This window comes from Comamonas sp. UBA7840 (assembly GCF_002501455.1).
GTDB lineage: Bacteria > Pseudomonadota > Gammaproteobacteria > Burkholderiales > Burkholderiaceae_C > Comamonas > Comamonas jiangduensis.
The window spans coordinates 22,167-39,031 of the sequence record NZ_DLTI01000016.1; the positions used below are offsets into that span (position 1 = coordinate 22,167).

At 55.1% G+C, this 16,865-nt stretch carries 11 protein-coding genes; 2 read left to right on the plus strand and 9 right to left on the minus strand.

The window, feature by feature from the left end; all coding sequences use genetic code 11:
- Positions 1–88 precede the first annotated feature (88 nt).
- A complete protein-coding gene (fliE, locus tag B3R00_RS04710; protein WP_174862267.1) occupies positions 89–412 on the plus strand; it encodes a flagellar hook-basal body complex protein FliE in 324 nt (107 codons plus the stop codon).
- Between the two features lie 673 nt (positions 413–1,085).
- On the opposite strand, the gene B3R00_RS04715 is transcribed toward fliE, so the two are convergent.
- The 9 genes from B3R00_RS04715 to B3R00_RS04755 form a co-directional block, all read right to left on the minus strand.
- Positions 1,086–1,397, minus strand: a complete 312-nt coding sequence (locus B3R00_RS04715; protein ID WP_286997737.1) for a flagellar protein FliT — start codon at positions 1,395–1,397, stop codon at positions 1,086–1,088.
- A 4-nt stretch (positions 1,398–1,401) separates the two neighbouring features.
- A complete protein-coding gene (gene fliS / locus B3R00_RS04720) occupies positions 1,402–1,812 on the minus strand; it encodes a flagellar export chaperone FliS (RefSeq protein ID WP_286997738.1) in 411 nt (136 codons plus the stop codon).
- Between the two features lie 89 nt (positions 1,813–1,901).
- Positions 1,902–3,380, minus strand: coding sequence for a flagellar filament capping protein FliD (fliD, locus tag B3R00_RS04725; RefSeq protein ID WP_286997739.1), 1,479 nt, complete (start codon positions 3,378–3,380; stop codon positions 1,902–1,904).
- Between the two features lie 343 nt (positions 3,381–3,723).
- Complete coding sequence (locus tag B3R00_RS04730) at positions 3,724–5,526, minus strand: flagellin (protein WP_286997741.1); 1,803 nt, start codon at positions 5,524–5,526, stop codon at positions 3,724–3,726.
- A gap of 292 nt (positions 5,527–5,818) precedes the next feature.
- Positions 5,819–7,165 (minus strand): flagellin, encoded by a 1,347-nt coding sequence (locus B3R00_RS04735; protein WP_286997742.1) that lies wholly within the window; start codon positions 7,163–7,165, stop codon positions 5,819–5,821.
- Positions 7,166–7,292: 127 nt separating this feature from the next.
- On the minus strand, positions 7,293–9,065 hold the full coding sequence (locus tag B3R00_RS04740) for a flagellin (RefSeq protein ID WP_286997743.1): 1,773 nt from the start codon (positions 9,063–9,065) through the stop codon (positions 7,293–7,295).
- 280 nt (positions 9,066–9,345) lie between these two features.
- Positions 9,346–10,728 carry a flagellin gene (locus B3R00_RS04745; RefSeq protein WP_286997744.1) on the minus strand — a complete coding sequence of 461 codons (1,383 nt, stop codon included), beginning with the start codon at positions 10,726–10,728 and terminating at the stop codon, positions 9,346–9,348.
- A gap of 299 nt (positions 10,729–11,027) precedes the next feature.
- Positions 11,028–12,758 (minus strand): flagellin, encoded by a 1,731-nt coding sequence (locus B3R00_RS04750; protein ID WP_286997745.1) that lies wholly within the window; start codon positions 12,756–12,758, stop codon positions 11,028–11,030.
- 168 nt (positions 12,759–12,926) lie between these two features.
- Entirely contained in the window at positions 12,927–14,744 is a 1,818-nt protein-coding gene (locus B3R00_RS04755; protein ID WP_286997747.1) for a flagellin, read from the minus strand.
- A 337-nt stretch (positions 14,745–15,081) separates the two neighbouring features.
- On the opposite strand from B3R00_RS04755, the gene B3R00_RS04760 reads away from it, so the two are divergent.
- Positions 15,082–16,833: a flagellin gene (locus tag B3R00_RS04760; RefSeq protein WP_286997748.1), complete on the plus strand. Its 1,752-nt coding sequence runs from the start codon at positions 15,082–15,084 to the stop codon at positions 16,831–16,833.
- The last annotated feature ends 32 nt before the right edge of the window (positions 16,834–16,865 follow it).

Here is a 16,865-nt window from a genome sequence, read left to right on the forward strand (position 1 = left end):
TTTCCCCATTTATTTACCCAGATGGATAGTTTGCAATTGCCTACGATTGCACCCATCGAACCAATAACGAGTTCAAGGAAACAACATCATGGACCTTCGCCTTCATAGCGCCACTTCGCCGTTGACCACCATGTCCAGCGATATGGCACAACGCTTGACCAAGCCTGTGCAAAAGTCCGAAGCCGAAGGCCATGGCTTCAGCTCTGCCCTGGAGAACGCATTGCGCTCCGTCAGCGCTTCGCAAAATCACTCTTCCCACTTGCAAAAAGAAGTGCAACTGGAGAACCCATCGGTCAGCCTGGAAGAAACCATGGTTGCCATGCAAAAAGCCCAAATCGGCTTCCAAGCTACTTTGCATGTACGCAACCGCCTGGTACAGGCCTACACCGATGTCATGAACATGCAGGTCTGAGCACCTGCTTGTGTGTGGAGTAAGGCTCGCGCTTTGCTCCGCACCTAACGCTCACCCCTTCAAAAAACTTTATGGCCGCACCCTTCGGGTTGCGGTCTTTTTTTGTCTGCTGCGCCCACCCTTTACACGGCCCCACTTCGCTTTACCGTCCAACTTGGAACGAAAAAACAATAAAAATTACCTGCAACGCACGCACATCAGGCGCAAGCAGCTATCAAATCAGCATACCCAAACGCTCTCCGGCATACAAAGTACAGCACTACGGATGCAGCAGTGTGCGCAGGCCAGCCACAGCAATGCACTGCGGCAGCAAGCTGGATGACACCCCGCCTGACTTGCACCCTGGTTGCGTGTACTTGGCCGTTATGCACAGCGGACGTACCCGCCAGCTTTGAGTGGGAACGCGCGAGTTTGCAACCTCCTGGGCCACCAACAAACCATGCACAAGGCACCAAGCCCCCGGTCACTCGGCCGCCCCACATACTTCCAGCCTCTGTCGCAGCCCCTGCTGCTGCACACCACCCCATTAATTAGAATGAAATTGGCCTATAACGCTTATCCAGAAAGCGATAGCAGCTATCAAAACAATAAAATCGCCCACAAAAAAGCCCACCAGCTTTGCAGCTGATGGGCTTTGGCCAAACCTTGGAGGAATAGCGTAATCGAGTGGGCTTTAGTGCAAGACAGGACTTGCAGGCAGTCTGCCCATGTGCTCCAGCGTCGCCAACCACGGCTCCGCCAGCACACGAATCTGTGCATCATTACGCAAAATGCTCTGCATGATGCGCGTCTTTTCTTTGCGCTGCATGGCTGTCAACTGCACCTCTTGGGACTGCACACGCAACTCACCAATCAACACGGCACAAGACTTCTCACACTCCACCACAGAATCCCAGTTCTGCTGCAAAGCGGCGGACAGCATCTCAGCGCTTTTAGCTTCAATAGCCTTGTAGTAATCCAACAATCTGTTCTCCTGCACAGCCATCACCTCACATCGTTTGGTTGGCGGTGGGTCCAATTTCTTTCCAGCCTTGCGCCACTGGTTGCAAAAGCTTGATCACTTCTTCCACCAACACCACATCGCTGTGAATGTTGGCCTTGGTCAATTGGGCCACAGAATAGTCATACAGCAGCTTCAGATTAGCCGCCAATTCACCGCCCTTTTCCAAGTCCAAACCCATCACCAGGCCCTCTTGCAAAATACGCACAGACTTGGAAATGTGGCGCCCTTTTTCTTCCACCTCGCTGCGCTCCATCGCGCCACGCGCGGCGTTCAGCGACTGGAACAAACCATCAAACAACATTTGAATCAGTTGGTGAGGAGACGCGTTCTCCACCCCCGAATGGGCACTCACCTGACGATAAGCATTCGCAGCGCCGTAACCTGTAGAAGAGAACATGTGAATCCTTACAAACTATCTATGGGATTGAGACTGTTTTCGACCCAATTCCACCAAACTTAAATACTCAAAAGCAACGGGATGTGTTTTTAGTCTTTGGACTTATTCCACGAAGTCACCATCTGCGAGATGTAAGAGTCCAACGAACTGAGCGAAGCCATCTTCACATCCAAAGCGGTGTACTGCTTACGCAAGCGCTCTTCCACCGTTTCTGCCCGCTTTTCAACCTTTTCAACCTCGGCCTTGTTGAGCTTGATCTGCTTTTCCAGCGAATCAGTCTTGTTGTTGAGCGTGCCTTCATACGCCAGCAGCTCATCCGTCAAAGTCTTAAAATTCACCGCAATACCGCCGCCATTGCCCAGCGCATCCGGTTTCGCGGCAAACATGGATTTCACCGAATCCATATCGCCCAAGGCTTCCTTCAATTTGGCAGCATCCAGCTTTAACGCACCACCTTGCTGCATCTGAATGCCGATGTCAGACAGGCGATTGAACTTGCCCGTGGCATTGCCTGCAATACCCTGCGTCAACATGCGCAAAGAGTTCTGTAAGCTCACCGTGCTGCTATCGCCCTGCAACACACCAGCGGCTTTAGACTCTTGGTCGTACTTGGTCGATGCAGCCAATAACTCATTGACTGCGTTGTACGCGTCTACAAATTTTTGAATCTTCTCTTGCGTGGCATCTTTGTCCTGATTGATGGACAGCAAGGATTTACCCTCTGCAGACACCGACATCGACAAGCCCGGAATGATGTCCTTAAACGTGTTCGTGTTGGACTCGATTGCCACACCATTCAGCGTGATCTTGGCATTTTCTGCCCCTTGAGCCAAAGTAATTCCGCCACTAGCACCCAGCGCTTCGAAATTCGAACCCGCAGCATCAATAGGTTTGATAGTTCCAACCACCGGCTTTTGTGCAGGATCTCCGCCCCAAGCGTCCACATCCGCTTGCGTCACCAATGTGCCCATGCTCATGCTGAACTGATTGTCTAGCCCCGTCTCACGCGAACGCACCATCAACTGCTGCTTGCCGGTGCTGTCGGTAATCACACTAGCCACCATCGACTTACTCAAGTCGGCATTACCGTTGATCTTGGCAACAATGCTCTCCAGCGTGTCTGTGGAGGTGATGCTCAAATCCACCGTTTTCAGCTCTGCGCCCGCTTTGCCAGGGTTGCCGATCACAAAGCGCATGGTGCCTGCTGCCCCCATGGTGTCCTTGGCACCCAGTTTGATACTGACGGACGTCTGGCTTTGCGCCAACTTTTCCACGTTCACGTTGTAAGAGCCTTGAGCCGCCAACCCCGTCATCGTGGCATTCACCGCTGACGAATTGGACGAATTGATCTTTACCGCACCAAAGCCGCTGTCCAGCGTCAAATCACGCACAGCGCCATTGAGCGTATCCACCAAAGACTTGATCTGACCGTAGGTCGAAATCTTGCTGCTGATGGTCTCCGCCTTCACTTCCAAGGTCTTGATGGGCTGTTTCTCCAAGGCCACCATTTGCGTGATGATGCTCTCAACATCCAAGCCGCTACCGATACCCACTGAAGAAATAGCCATCACACACTCCTTGAAGAACACCGCGACATGGCAAGGCGCCTATGCCATAGAACTAGCCTATTGTGCTTGGGTTATACCCAAGCCAAAAGCCTGAATAAAAAGGTGAGCACCACTTAGAAGCACAGACTTACTCAGCTTCTTGAGCTACTCCAATTTATAACTATTGTTACTCCAGCTATATCGGCAAATTTTCCGCCAACTTGAGCCATCACTCACATGGTCATAAAAAAAGCGGTGCAGGCCTTCACAACCTACACCGCCTCAACGGAACTTGTACATACCCCTCAGCCACCCACAAAGATGGCCGACAAGAAGCCCGGGGCCTGCCCAGGCTCCTTTATTTTTATTGCAGCAGACTCAACACTTGCTGTGGCAATTGGTTGGCCTGCGCCACCATAGCAGTACCGGCTTGCTGCAGGATCTGTGCGCGGCTCAGGTTGGCTGTTTCGGAAGCGAAGTCCGCATCCACGATTCGACCACGGGCTGCAGAGATGTTCTCGTTCATGATGTCGATGTTCTCAATCGACTTCTCAAAACGGGTCTGCAAGGCACCCAGATCCGCACGGGCCGAGTTCACCTGATCGATCGCGCTGTCAATCTTTTGCAGCGCTTCCCAAGCACCTGCCTGGGTAGAGACATTCAGGGTCTCAATACCGGTGCGCATTTGAGCCTCAGCAGTCGAATTAATACCCAACTTGCCAGACATATAGTCATCCACCATACCCATCACGGAGGCCTTCGCTGCCTTCACCGCCTCCGGTGTGCTAGTGCCCGTGGCCGTGACTGCAGTAATGGCTGTGACATCCGCCATACCTGCAGCAGTCAATGCAGTAGTCAAATCACCTCGTGCAGCATTAAAACCCGCGCCATCTGCAGCGTTCAGCGCATCCAGCTTGGCGTATACATCGTCACGATTGGCTTCGCCGTTCTTCCACAGCGCTGCGTCAATGGCTGCCCTGAACTCTACGGCAGCCTTTTGCACATTGGCTGCACCTTCTGCGGTGAACTTAAAGTCATAGACAGCGTCGGTAGTGTTGGTGTCGTGATCCACCAGGTTGCCCGTCACCGCTGCTTGGAACGAAGCATACGCTGCATCAAAGTCAGCCTTACCAGCTGCACCTGCACCAAACAGACCTGTCAGCGCCGTCAGTGCGGCATTTCCTGTATTGAAGCCCGGGGTTGCAGCGGTTGGCGTAGTCACCAAGTCAGTCAGCAAATTGGCCGCTGTTTCAGAGCTCCATGTGCTCACCTCTGCAATATTGGTTGTATAGGTTGTCGCATTCGCAGCAGATACACCCACGGTAACTGCAGAGCCAAAACCAGTCTGTGCAGTGTTGAAACCTTCCAAAGAAACGGATTCACCCGATGCCGAACGCAGCTGCATGGTAAAGCCGCTATCCACATCACCTTCCAAGAAGGCGGTAACGCCCGTGTCTGCTGTCTTGGCGTTGATCGCCGCGATTACCTGACCCATGCGTTCTTGGCCGCTGGATGCTTCGGCAATTTCCCCCAAATCAACGGCAGCCGCGCTGCCCACACGAATTTGCAGGCTACCCTTGTCAATCTTGGTGCCATAAGCCGACACATCGCTGGCCTGCACCTTAGCACTGGTGCTGGAGCCAAAGGTCACATTGCTCAGTGCGCTGGCCTTGCCGTTGGTGATGGCACCCACGGTGATGTTGTCACCAGCGCCTGCCCCCACCTGGAACACGCCACCCGCAAACGAACCATCCAGAATCTTTTGACCGTTAAAAGAGGTGGTCTTGGCCACACGGTCAATTTCAGAGCGCAGCTGGTTCACTTCGGCCTGCAGCGCCTTGCGGTCATCCGCACTGTTGGTCGCATTGGAAGACTGCACGGCCAGTTCACGCATACGCTGCAGCATATCGCCCACCTTACCCAGCGCGCCTTCCGCGGTTTGCGCCAGCGAGATACCGTCGTTGGCATTGCGCGCTGCTACAGCCAAACCCTTGGATTGAGCATTCATACGCTCGGCAATAGCCAGACCCGCTGCATCGTCCTTGGCGCTGTTGACACGCAGGCCGGAAGACAAGCGCTGCATCGAAGTCGACAGCGAGTTGCCCGACAAGCCCAGATTGCGCTGCGCGTTGACAGAAACGATGTTGGTGTTGATGGTCATTGCCATGATGAATCCTCTTTATTCCGTGTTCCGTTGAGACAAAGCCGATGGGTGGCTTGTGTTCGTCGCTGCTTGTCTGCTTGGCAGATCTCTGGTGCAGCGCCTACAAAAGAGTTATCGAACCACAGCGGAATTTCTTGAGCGAAAAATTTACTTTGTTACAAACTTATAACTGTGCATCCAGACTGCGCATACCGTTCCCCCTACCAATAAAAAAACCTTCTCGCCTGACGACAAGAAGGTTTTCATAGCAAGCATTCATTGCTGGAACGCGCCATAAAGCGCATTCCAGCAAGAATTAACGCAGCAGGCTCAACACGTTCTGGGGCAGCTGGTTGGCCTGAGCCACCATGGCCGTACCGGCCTGCTGCAGAATTTGCGAGCGGCTCAGGTTGGCAGTTTCGGTGGCGAAATCCGCATCCACAATACGGCCACGGGCTGCAGAGATGTTTTCGTTTTGAATGTCGATGTTCTCCACCGTCTTTTCAAAACGGGTCTGCAGCGCACCCAGGTCACCACGGGCAGCGTTCACCTGGTCGATGGCACTGTCAATTTGCTTCAGTGCCTTCCAGGCATCGCCCTGGGTTTCCACGGACAAGCTGGCAATACCGGTATTGCTCTTTGCAGCCGCAGCAATTGCAGCGGTGGTGGAATCGGCTTCCACCACTGTTTCCACAACTGCGGCAGCCGTATCAATACGCCCCTGCGCCAATACTGTGGTATCTGTGGCCGGAGTACCCGCCGCTGCCACCTTAGAACCAATACCTGTAGTCACATCTGTAAAGCCTGTCAGCTTTACATCCTGTGCCACGCCATTCGCATCGGTCTTCTCCGACAGCAGGCTCACCGAGTACTTGCCATCCTTCTCTGTCAAGAATGCGGTCACACCCGTGTCAGCTGTCTTGGAGTTAATGGCCGAGACCACTTGACCCAAACGCTCTTGCGCCGAAGAGGCTGCAGCGATGTCTTCCTTGATGGTGACTTCTTCACCGCCCACATCAATCTTCAACGTGCCGCCCTTGATTTCTTGCTCCCAGCCTTTGAGCTCAAACTCTGCGCCAACAGCACCGCCCTTGATCGTCATGCTCGCAGCATCAATATCCTTGAACTCCACTTCGCCATAGCTCACCTTCGACAGCGACTCTGCCTTGGCATTGGTGATACCGCCCACGGTGATGTTGTCGCCCGCATTGCTGCCGACCTGGAACACCGCACCGCCAAACGAGCCATCCAGCAGGTTCTTGCCGTTGAACGTAGTGGTCTTGGCCACACGGTCAATTTCCGATGTCAGCTGCTTCACTTCCGCTTGCAGCGCCTTGCGGTCATCCGCACTGTTGGTCGCGTTGGAAGACTGCACGGCCAGCTCGCGCATGCGCTGCAGCATGTCGCCCATCTTGCCCAAAGCACCTTCTGCGGTTTGCGCCAGCGAAATGCCATCGTTGGCATTGCGTGCCGCCACGGCCAAGCCCTTGGTGGTGGCATTCATGCGCTCGGCGATCGCCAAGCCAGCTGCGTCGTCTTTGGCGCTGTTCACACGCAGGCCCGAAGACAGGCGCTGCATGGAAGTTGCCAAAGAACCACCCGACAAGCTCAGATTACGTTGCGAGTTCAACGAAACAACGTTGGTATTGATGGTCATTGCCATTTTTTATTCCCCTTCAAAAATCTTTTGTCTGCATGCATACAGACCGATGCAAGGGTATGAAAGTAAAAACACCTCCACCCCTTATCTATCAAGCGTCTTAAGCTATGTAATTTAAGTATTAGCGGGTTTAGCGCAGCAGACTCAGCACGTTCTGTGGCAGCTGGTTGGCCTGTGCCACCATGGCGGTGCCGGCCTGCTGCAGAATTTGCGAGCGGCTCAGGTTGGCCGTTTCGGTGGCAAAGTCCGCATCCACAATGCGGCCACGGGCTGCAGAGATGTTTTCGTTTTGAATGTCGATGTTCTCCACCGTCTTTTCAAAACGGGTTTGCAGCGCCCCCAAGTCACCACGGGCAGCATTCACTTGGTCGATGGCGGAATCCAGCTTTTGAATGGCTTCCCACGCTCCCGCCTGGGTGGTCACACTCAGAGTGTCCAAACCTTTTTGCACCTTGGCTTCCGAGACTTGAACGCCCAGGCTGCCGGACATAAACTCATCCACCTTACCCAGAATTTCGTTTTGGGCAGCCTTCAGATCCTCTGCCGTGCTGTTGGCTCCAAGGGTAATGCTGGATGTGATATTTGCACCACCAGCAGCAGTGATTGCGGTGTTTAAGTCTGTCAGGTCAATCGCGGTCGTCGCATCGGTTTGCGACAGGATAGTGTCCAGCTCGGCGTACACAGCATCACGGTTGCTAACACCATTGGCCAGCACCGAGGTTTCCAGCACCGATTTGAAAGCGGCTGCGGCTTTTTGCAGATCATCCACCTTGGCGGGATCGACTTCCCAAGCGTAAGTACCGGCGAGATCTGTATCCACCAAGCTGCTCTCTACTGCACTTTTGAACGCGCCAAAAGCAGCGGCAAACTCTGCACTCCCGGCATTGGCGGCAAGCGCCGCCTCCACATCATCCAATGCAGCATTGGCGTCGAAAGCTGGACTTGCGGCAGTCAAGTCATCTAGCAATCCTTCAAAAGCCGCCGCATCACCGCTCTCCAGCGCCTTCAACGCAGCGACTGCCGCATCATATTCCACGGTCGTCACATCCGACCCCACCGTCACCGCGGCGCCAAAACCCGTCTGCGCCGTGTTAAAGCCTTCCAACGACACCGCATCGCCCGAGGCCGAGCGCAGCTGCAGCACCTTGCCACCGTTGTCGCCATCTTCCAAAAAGGCAGTGACACCCGTATCTGCTGTCTTGGCGTTGATCGCTGCAACCACTTGGCCCATGCGCTCTGTACCGCTAGAGGCAGCAGCAATTTCGCCGAGATCAATTGCCTCTTTAGTGCCCACACGAATTTGCAAGCTTCCGGACTTGATCTCACTGTCAAAGTTGGTAATGGCAGCAGCCTGAACTTCTGCGCTCTTGCTGACACCAAACGTGGCGTTCGACAACGCATCCACCTTGGTGTTTTGCAATGCACCCACGGTGATGTTGTCGCCCGCATTGCTACCAATTTGGAAAACAGCGCCGCTGAACGAACCATCCAGCAGGTTCTTGCCGTTGAACGTAGTGGTCTTGGCCACGCGGTCCACTTCGGCCATCAACTGCGAAACTTCTGCTTGCAAGGCCTTGCGGTCATCCGCACTGTTGGTGGCGTTGGAAGACTGCACCGCCAGCTCACGGGCGCGCTGCAGCATGTCACCCACCTTACCCAGTGCGCCTTCTGCGGTTTGCGCCAGCGAAATGCCGTCGTTGGCATTGCGTGCCGCCACGGCCAAGCCCTTGGTGGTGGCATTCATACGCTCGGCAATGGCCAAGCCTGCCGCGTCGTCCTTGGCGCTGTTCACACGCAGGCCCGAAGACAGGCGCTGCATGGAAGTTGCCAAAGAACCACCCGACAAACCCAGATTACGTTGCGAGTTCAACGAAACAACGTTGGTATTAATGGTCATTGCCATTTTTTAGTTCCCCTTCAAAAAACCAAAACACCACCAAGGGCTGCCCACCGAGCCATTCACTCAGACGCATTCCCATGGTGGTTGTGCACCAGCCATGCCTGTCTTGCGCTTTGCATTTCAAAGACATGGGCGTGGACTGGATGTATGGATACAGCGCTTGCTGTGCCGGGGAGCAAGGGTTGTAGCCAGAGGTTGGCTGCACATGCAGCTTGCAAGCAAACCAGAGTTTTCTTGCAAAATCAGCCTCTAGCGCCTACCCAGCAAGCGCTATTAGCTCTTATTACTGCAGCAGACTCAGCACTTGCTGGGGCAGCTGGTTCGCCTGTGCCACCATGGCGGTGCCCGCTTGCTGCAAGATCTGCGCACGGCTGAGGTTGGCGGTTTCGGTGGCGAAGTCCGCATCCACAATGCGACCACGGGCTGCAGAGATGTTCTCGTTCATGATGTCGATGTTCTCGATCGACTTCTCAAAACGGGTCTGCAGTGCACCCAGATCCGCGCGGGCAGAGTTCACCTGGTCAATCGCGTTGTCAATCGATTTCAGCGCCTTCCAGGCATCGGCCTGTGTCGTCACGCTCAGTTCGTCAATGCCAGTTTGGTTGGCTTTGACTGCAGCAGTTGCTGCAGCGTCATCCACATCAGCAGCCGCAGTGCCAGCGTCAATCACCGTCTGTGTTTCAGCGGCACCACCTGTACCCTTCACAGCATCAAATTCAGTCTGAATGGCTGCCAACGTAGATGCCGCATCCGCAGTTGCTGTAGCAGCCGTACCAGCCCCTACACCTGCCAATCCTGTGACTTGGGCGTGGAAGCCAGTCAGCGTGACGTCTTGCACGTCACCATTGGCATCCAGCTTCTCGGACATCAGCCGAATTTGGTACTGCGCGGGGTTGTTGGCATCCGCTTCCAGGAAGGCGGTCACGCCTGTATCCGCGGTTTTGGCATTGATGGCTGCAACCACCTGACCCAAACGCTCTTGTGCGCTGGAAGCAGCAGCAAAACCATCCAACTTGATGCCATTGACCTGCAAGTCGCCAGCTTCGACCTCAACAGCGTAGCCAAACACATCCTCCGCAGGAGTACCTGTAGTTGTCAGTTTGAAAGTGTCAGCATCCAAGCTACCGAACGTACGCTCGCCATAGCTGATGCTCGACAGGCTCGATGCCTTGGCATTGGTGATCGCACCCACCGTGATGTTGTCGCCTGCACTGGCGCCAATCTGGAACACGCCTCCGGCAAAGGAACCATCCAGAATTTTCTGGCCATTGAACGACGATGTCTTGGCGATGCGGTCAATTTCCGAGGTCAGTTGGCCCACTTCGGCCTGCAGCGCCTTACGGTCTGCCTCGCTGTTGGTCGCGTTAGAGGCTTGCACGGCCAACTCACGCATGCGCTGCAGCATGTCGCCCACCTTGCCCAAGGCGCCTTCTGCGGTCTGCGCCAGCGAGATGCCGTCGTTGGCGTTACGCGCAGCCACGGCCAAACCCTTGGATTGGGCATTCATGCGCTCGGCAATGGCCAGACCTGCTGCATCGTCCTTGGCGCTGTTCACGCGCAGGCCCGAAGACAAACGTTGCATGGAAGTGGACAACGAACCGCCCGACAAGCCCAGGTTACGTTGTGCGTTCAGCGATACGACGTTGGTGTTGATGGTCATGGCCATGGCTCAAATCCTTTGCAAGACTTCAAAAATCTGTGTGTGGTGTGTGGAACGCTTTGTTGCGCCCTTTGAACCATTTATCGGAACCATTTATCAGAACTTTAGAGGTTTCACGCATTTTTTTGGAGCACCGACATATTTCATCGTCCTGCCGACCTTCCCAGTTCAGCATCCAACACCTAACCCGTCGCCTCACTGTCTAGAAGGCATAAAAAAGGCCAACCTCGCAAGAGGTCGGCCTATCAAACACACTAGATACAAGACGGTACACGCCATGGTGTGCACGGTCAGGGAGCTTGCTATTAACGCAGCAGGCTCAACACGTTCTGGGGCAGCTGGTTGGCCTGCGCCACCATGGCGGTGCCTGCCTGCTGCAGAATTTGCGAGCGGCTCAGGTTGGCCGTTTCGGTGGCAAAGTCCGCATCCACAATGCGGCCACGGGCGGCAGAGATGTTTTCGTTCTGAATGTCGATGTTCTCCACCGTCTTTTCAAAACGTGTCTGCAACGCACCCAAGTCACCACGGGCAGCATTCACCTGATCAATCGCCGAGTCCAGTTGCTTGATAGCTTCCCAAGCACCGGCTTGGGTTTCCACGCTCAGCTCATCAAGACCCGTTTTCTTTTGCGCGTCTGCTGTCTGCACGCCCAAGCCGCCAGACATGTAGGCATCCACTTGGCTGATGATCGTCTGGCGAATTGCTGCAAGTTGCTCAGCTGTTGCGCCCGCTGCCACAGTGGCAGGTGTAACTTGCTGCGCCGCTGCAGCACCCGCCGCCGCTAATGCGGTATTTAATGCTCCAATGCCTGCCGTGTCAGTAGTCGACAGAGCGGCGTCCAGCTTCGAATACACAGCATCGCGGTTAGTTTTGGACTCAACTGCCACCGCATCTGCAAAGCCTGCCTGCAGTGCGTCAACCGCTTCGCGCACTTTAGCCTCACCACCAGCAAGGAACCCTGCGCCATCCGTGTTAGCCGCAACCACTGCCTTGAAAGCATCTTTAGCAGCAGTCCAAGCAGCGCCACCGCTCGCAGCCAACGATCCAAAAGCGGCATCGCCAACAGTCATTGCAGTTGTATACGCCGCACTTTTCACGGATGCATAGAGCGCTGCCGAATCTTGACCAACCAAACCTTTCAAGGTTGATTGCGCCGCACCCGCTGCCGCACCTGCTGCCGTCGCCAAGCCAACTTTGATATCACTGCCGATGCCCGTTGCAGCCTGCGAGAAGCCGCGCATAGAAACTGCATCCCCGGAGTCCGAGCGCAGTTGCACGGTGTATTCACCGTTGTCGCCACCCTCCAAGAAAGCGGTCACGCCGGTGTCTGCAGTTTTGGCGTTGATCGCGGCAACCACCTGGCCCAGACGCTCTTGCGCAGAGCTGGCTTTATCAATCGCCCCCAGTTTTACGGCCTCCTTAGTACCTACTTGGATAGACAGTTCGTCGGCTTTAATTTCCGAGGCATAGCTCACCATGTCGGCAGATTTCACGGTTTGCTCGGAAGTACCAAATGCCACCGAAGACAGCGAATCAATCTTCGTGTTTTGCAAAGCACCCACGGTAATGTTGTCACCAGCGCCTGCCCCCACCTGAAACACGCCACCGCTGAAAGAGCCATCCAGCAACTTGCGGCCGTTGAACGTGGTGGTTTTGGCCACACGGTCCACTTCCGACATCAGCTGGCTCACTTCTGCCTGCAGGGCCTTGCGGTCCGTGTCACTGTTGGTGGCATTGGAGGCTTGCACCGCCAATTCACGCGCACGCTGCAGCATGTCACCCACTTTGCCCAACGCGCCTTCTGCAGTTTGCGCCAGCGAAATGCCATCGTTGGCATTGCGCGCCGCTACAGCCAAACCCTTGGTCTGTGCGTTCATGCGCTCGGCAATCGCCAAGCCGGCCGCGTCGTCCTTGGCACTGTTCACACGCAGACCCGAAGACAAGCGCTGCATGGAACTGGCCAACGAACCACCCGACAAACCCAGGTTGCGCTGCGCATTCAAAGACACCACATTGGTATTAATGGTCATTGCCATTTTGTATTCCCCTTCAAAAAACCCTTAACCTGTGCGCCGAGATAGACACGAATGGCCTGGCAAAACCCACAGGAACTTATAAAAGAAGAGCAGCCTGCGCAGTAAAAACAAGCATTTCAAACACAAACTACTCTTAATCCTTTATTTGATAAGCGCCAAAAGCTCTTTTTATTGAAGCAGGCTCAGCACTTGCTGGGGCAGCTGGTTGGCCTGCGCCACCATCGCTGTACCCGCTTGCTGCAGGATCTGCGCACGGCTGAGGTTCGCGGTTTCGGAGGCAAAGTCCGCATCTACGATGCGGCCACGGGCAGCAGAAATGTTCTCATTCATGATGTCGATGTTCTCGATCGACTTCTCAAAGCGGGTCTGCAGTGCACCCAGATCCGCACGCGCCGAGTTCACCTGGTCAATCGCGCTGTCGATGGATTTCAGCGCTTCCCAAGCGCCTGCCTGAGTGCCGATGTCCAGCGCATCCATGCCTTTGTGGGCAGTGACTTGGGAGGTTTTGATACCAAAGCCAGACTCCAGCTGGTAGTTGGCATCTGCAACGGCCAAGTCTTTGGCTGCCTTCAATTGCTCCGCAGTGGCTGTGGCGCCCAATGTCGGGGCAGCAATCGCAGTCATGCCTGCCGCAGACAAAGAGGTATTCAAATCACCGAGTGCTGTATCAAACGCTGTACCGCCTGCAGCGTTCTGAACGGCGGTGAAGTTGGTTTGAACCGTTGCCAGATTAATAGTTTGCTGCTGCGGCATTGCGTTGGCCAACGCATCCTTCATAGCCGTCAAACCCGCATGAATCGCAGCGACTGCAGCGGCAGGCAAAGCGGGAGATTCTGTACCGTCTGCCCACTCTGTGGCATCTGCATAAGTTGCTGCATCGGCATTGGCAGTAGTGCGCCCATTGTTCGTGACCACGGCTTGCAAGGCACTGACAGCAGCATCTCTCGTGCCGTCAGCCAGCCCCGTAAAAGCCAGAGCGCCAGCATCTGCAGCAGTAACAATCGCTTTTACCTCCGCAACAGTGATGGTCGTTGCCGTGGCCGCTGCGTTGTCAGAAGCCAAGCCTGTTTTTGCCAGTAATGCATCAATACTAGCTACCACGTTTTTGTAGGCAGTATCCATCGCAGAAGAGAGGCCGACGCTGGTATTACGCCCCACTCCTGTAGTTGCCTCCGTAAAACCATTCAGCGACACACCCTTGCCCGATTCCGAGCGCAGCTCCACGGTGTAATCACCTTCCACATCACCCGCCACCAAGAAAGCGGTCACGCCGGTATCAGCGGTCTTGGCGTTGATGGCAGACACCACCTGGCCCAGACGCTCTTGGCCCGAGCTGGCTTCCGCGATAGGGCCCAGGTTGATGGCTGCATCCGAACCCACACGGATGCTCAAGGTGTTCGTGGCAATAGCATCCAGATTGGTAATACTGGAAGCCTTCACGGTGGCGGTCACATTGCTGCCATAAGTGACGTTCGACAGTGCCGAGGCTTTGGCATTGGTGATGCCACCCACGGTAATGTTGTCACCTGCGCCAGCGCCCACTTGGAACACGCCGCCCGCAAAGCTGCCATCCAGAATCTTGGTGCCATTGAAGGTGGTAGTTTTCGCCACACGGTCAATTTCAGAGCGCAACTGGCTCACTTCAGCCTGCAGCGCCTTGCGATCGTTGTAGCTGTTGGTGGCGTTGGAAGACTGTACGGCCAGCTCACGCATGCGCTGCAGCATGTCACCCATCTTGCCCAAGGCTCCTTCAGCGGTTTGTGCCAGCGAAATGCCGTCGTTGGCATTGCGCGCGGCCACAGCCAAACCCTTTGCTTGAGCATTCATACGCTCGGCGATGGCCAGGCCTGCGGCGTCGTCCTTGGCGCTGTTGACACGTAAGCCCGATGACAGGCGCTGCATGGAGCTGCTTAAAGAATTACCGGAAAGCCCCAAATTGCGCTGGGCATTGAGGGACACGATGTTCGTGTTGATGGTCATGGCCATGGTCTGCTCCTAAGAAGGTGGACTCGTACAGTTGCTAACCCATGGCCGGGCTTGCAACCTTGCTTGATCTCCGTCCTTCACGTTTTCGGAATACCCCGGTTCCTCTTAAGGAAGAGGGGGATAAGCGGCAGCTGTCTGCAAAAAATCCGACAAACGGCGCGCCGAACCCAAGGAAAGCAGTGAGATAGCCTACTTTCCCACCTTTATTTCCTTTAGTGCACCAGGAGCACACATAGAAGAATTGGCCCCATCGCTAGCGTTGCCTGTCGTACACCTCTATGCCCATGGTTTATGTGAGCGATGCAAGCAACTCGCTTTTTCTGAAGGAAACGAAGCAATGGCCGCAACTATCAATACGAATATCGCCTCCATCAACGCGCAGCGAAACCTGTCGTTGTCGGGTCAGTCTTTGAACACCACCATGCAACGCCTGTCATCGGGCTTACGTGTCAACAGCGCCAAGGACGACGCCGCAGGCCTGGCCATCGCCGAGCGCATGAACACCCAGGTCAAGGGTTTGACTGTGGCCGCGCGCAATGCCAACGATGGCATTTCGCTGGCGCAAACCGCAGAAGGTGCACTAGGCAAAGTAGGCGATATGCTGCAACGCATGCGTGAGCTGGCCGTACAAGCATCGAACGCCACCAACAGCGCCAGCGACCGCAAGGCCCTGCAAGCCGAAGTGAAGCAGCTTTCCTCGGAAATTGACCGCGTGGCCAAACAAACCAATTTCAACGGTCAAAAAATTCTGGATGGCTCTTTTGCAGGCGCCGTCTTCCAAGTGGGCGCCAACTCTGGCGACAACGTGACGTTGGGCGCACTGGCCGACACGCGTGCCAGCATGGTATCGAACGTCAGCTATTCCAAGCACACCGTCGAGTTCGACACCAAGGACACCCCTCCCACCATGGCTATCGCCAACGCCGATCAAGCCATTCCAGCTGACGCGCTGTCGATCACCGTGGGCGAGTTCACCACCAGCTTGGAAGGCATTGACCCCGCCAACAGCAGCCTGGAGCGCCTGGGCCAAGTCATTACCGCCATCAATAACAAGACTGCAGATACTGGTGTGACCGCTTACATGACCTTGAAGGAAGGTACGCAGGAATACAGCATTGCGTTCATGTCCAGCAAGTTGGACGAAAACAATGAGCCCTTGGCCGTGACATTCAATGGCTTTTCCACCACCACAACAGGTCTGGGAACTCCACCTGTACGCACAGCCATATCTACAGCAGCAGGTAGTACATCCGCCGTTTTGACTGCTGCCACCCCAACCGCAGCCACAGGTCAATGGGATCCTGCTGTAGTGCCTCCAGCAGCAGGGGCTGCTATTACAAAAGCAAATGAATTCGACGCTGCTTTGGCGGCATTTTTCAATGATCCGGCAAACAGCCAATTGAGCGGGAGTGCTTGGAGTGCACTCAAAGCAGACTACGACACCAAGATTGCCGCTGCCCGCGGAGGATCAACAGCTGCTGACTGGGATGCTGCATCAGCTGCCGCGAATGCACTACAAACAGCAATTAATGGCCAGGTCACAGCCTTCAACGGCACTGTAACTACACTTAATAATGCGCTGGCCGCCAAGACAGCCAACGCAGGGTATGAAACCGACCTCGCCAAGGCCAACGCTTACGCGACTGCTTTGGGTGGCACGACCACGCACACCGAGCTAAAGACTGCACTGGCCGAAATTACCACGTTGGAAAAAGCCGCGGGCCTGCCAGAAAGCATGAATATCACGGCAGAGCATGCCCAATTGAACGAGCGTGGCGTGGACAGCATTGACGTCACCACCCAAGAAGGCGCCTGGATTGCCCTGAAAAAGATTGACAGCGCGGTTGACCAAATCAACGGTGCACGCGCCACACTAGGTGCCATGCAGACCCGCTTTGAAAACGCCGTGAACAATATCGACATTCAGGTAGAAAACCTGTCTGCTGCACGTGGGCGCATCATGGATGCCGACTTCGCCGTAGAAACCGCGAACCTGAGTCGCACACAGATTCTGCAGCAAGCGGGTACTGCCATGGTGGCGCAGGCCAACCAGATTCCACAGAACGTGCTGCAGTTGCTGCAAAGCTAAACGGTTTCTGCACAAGTTTTCCCTTCAGAATT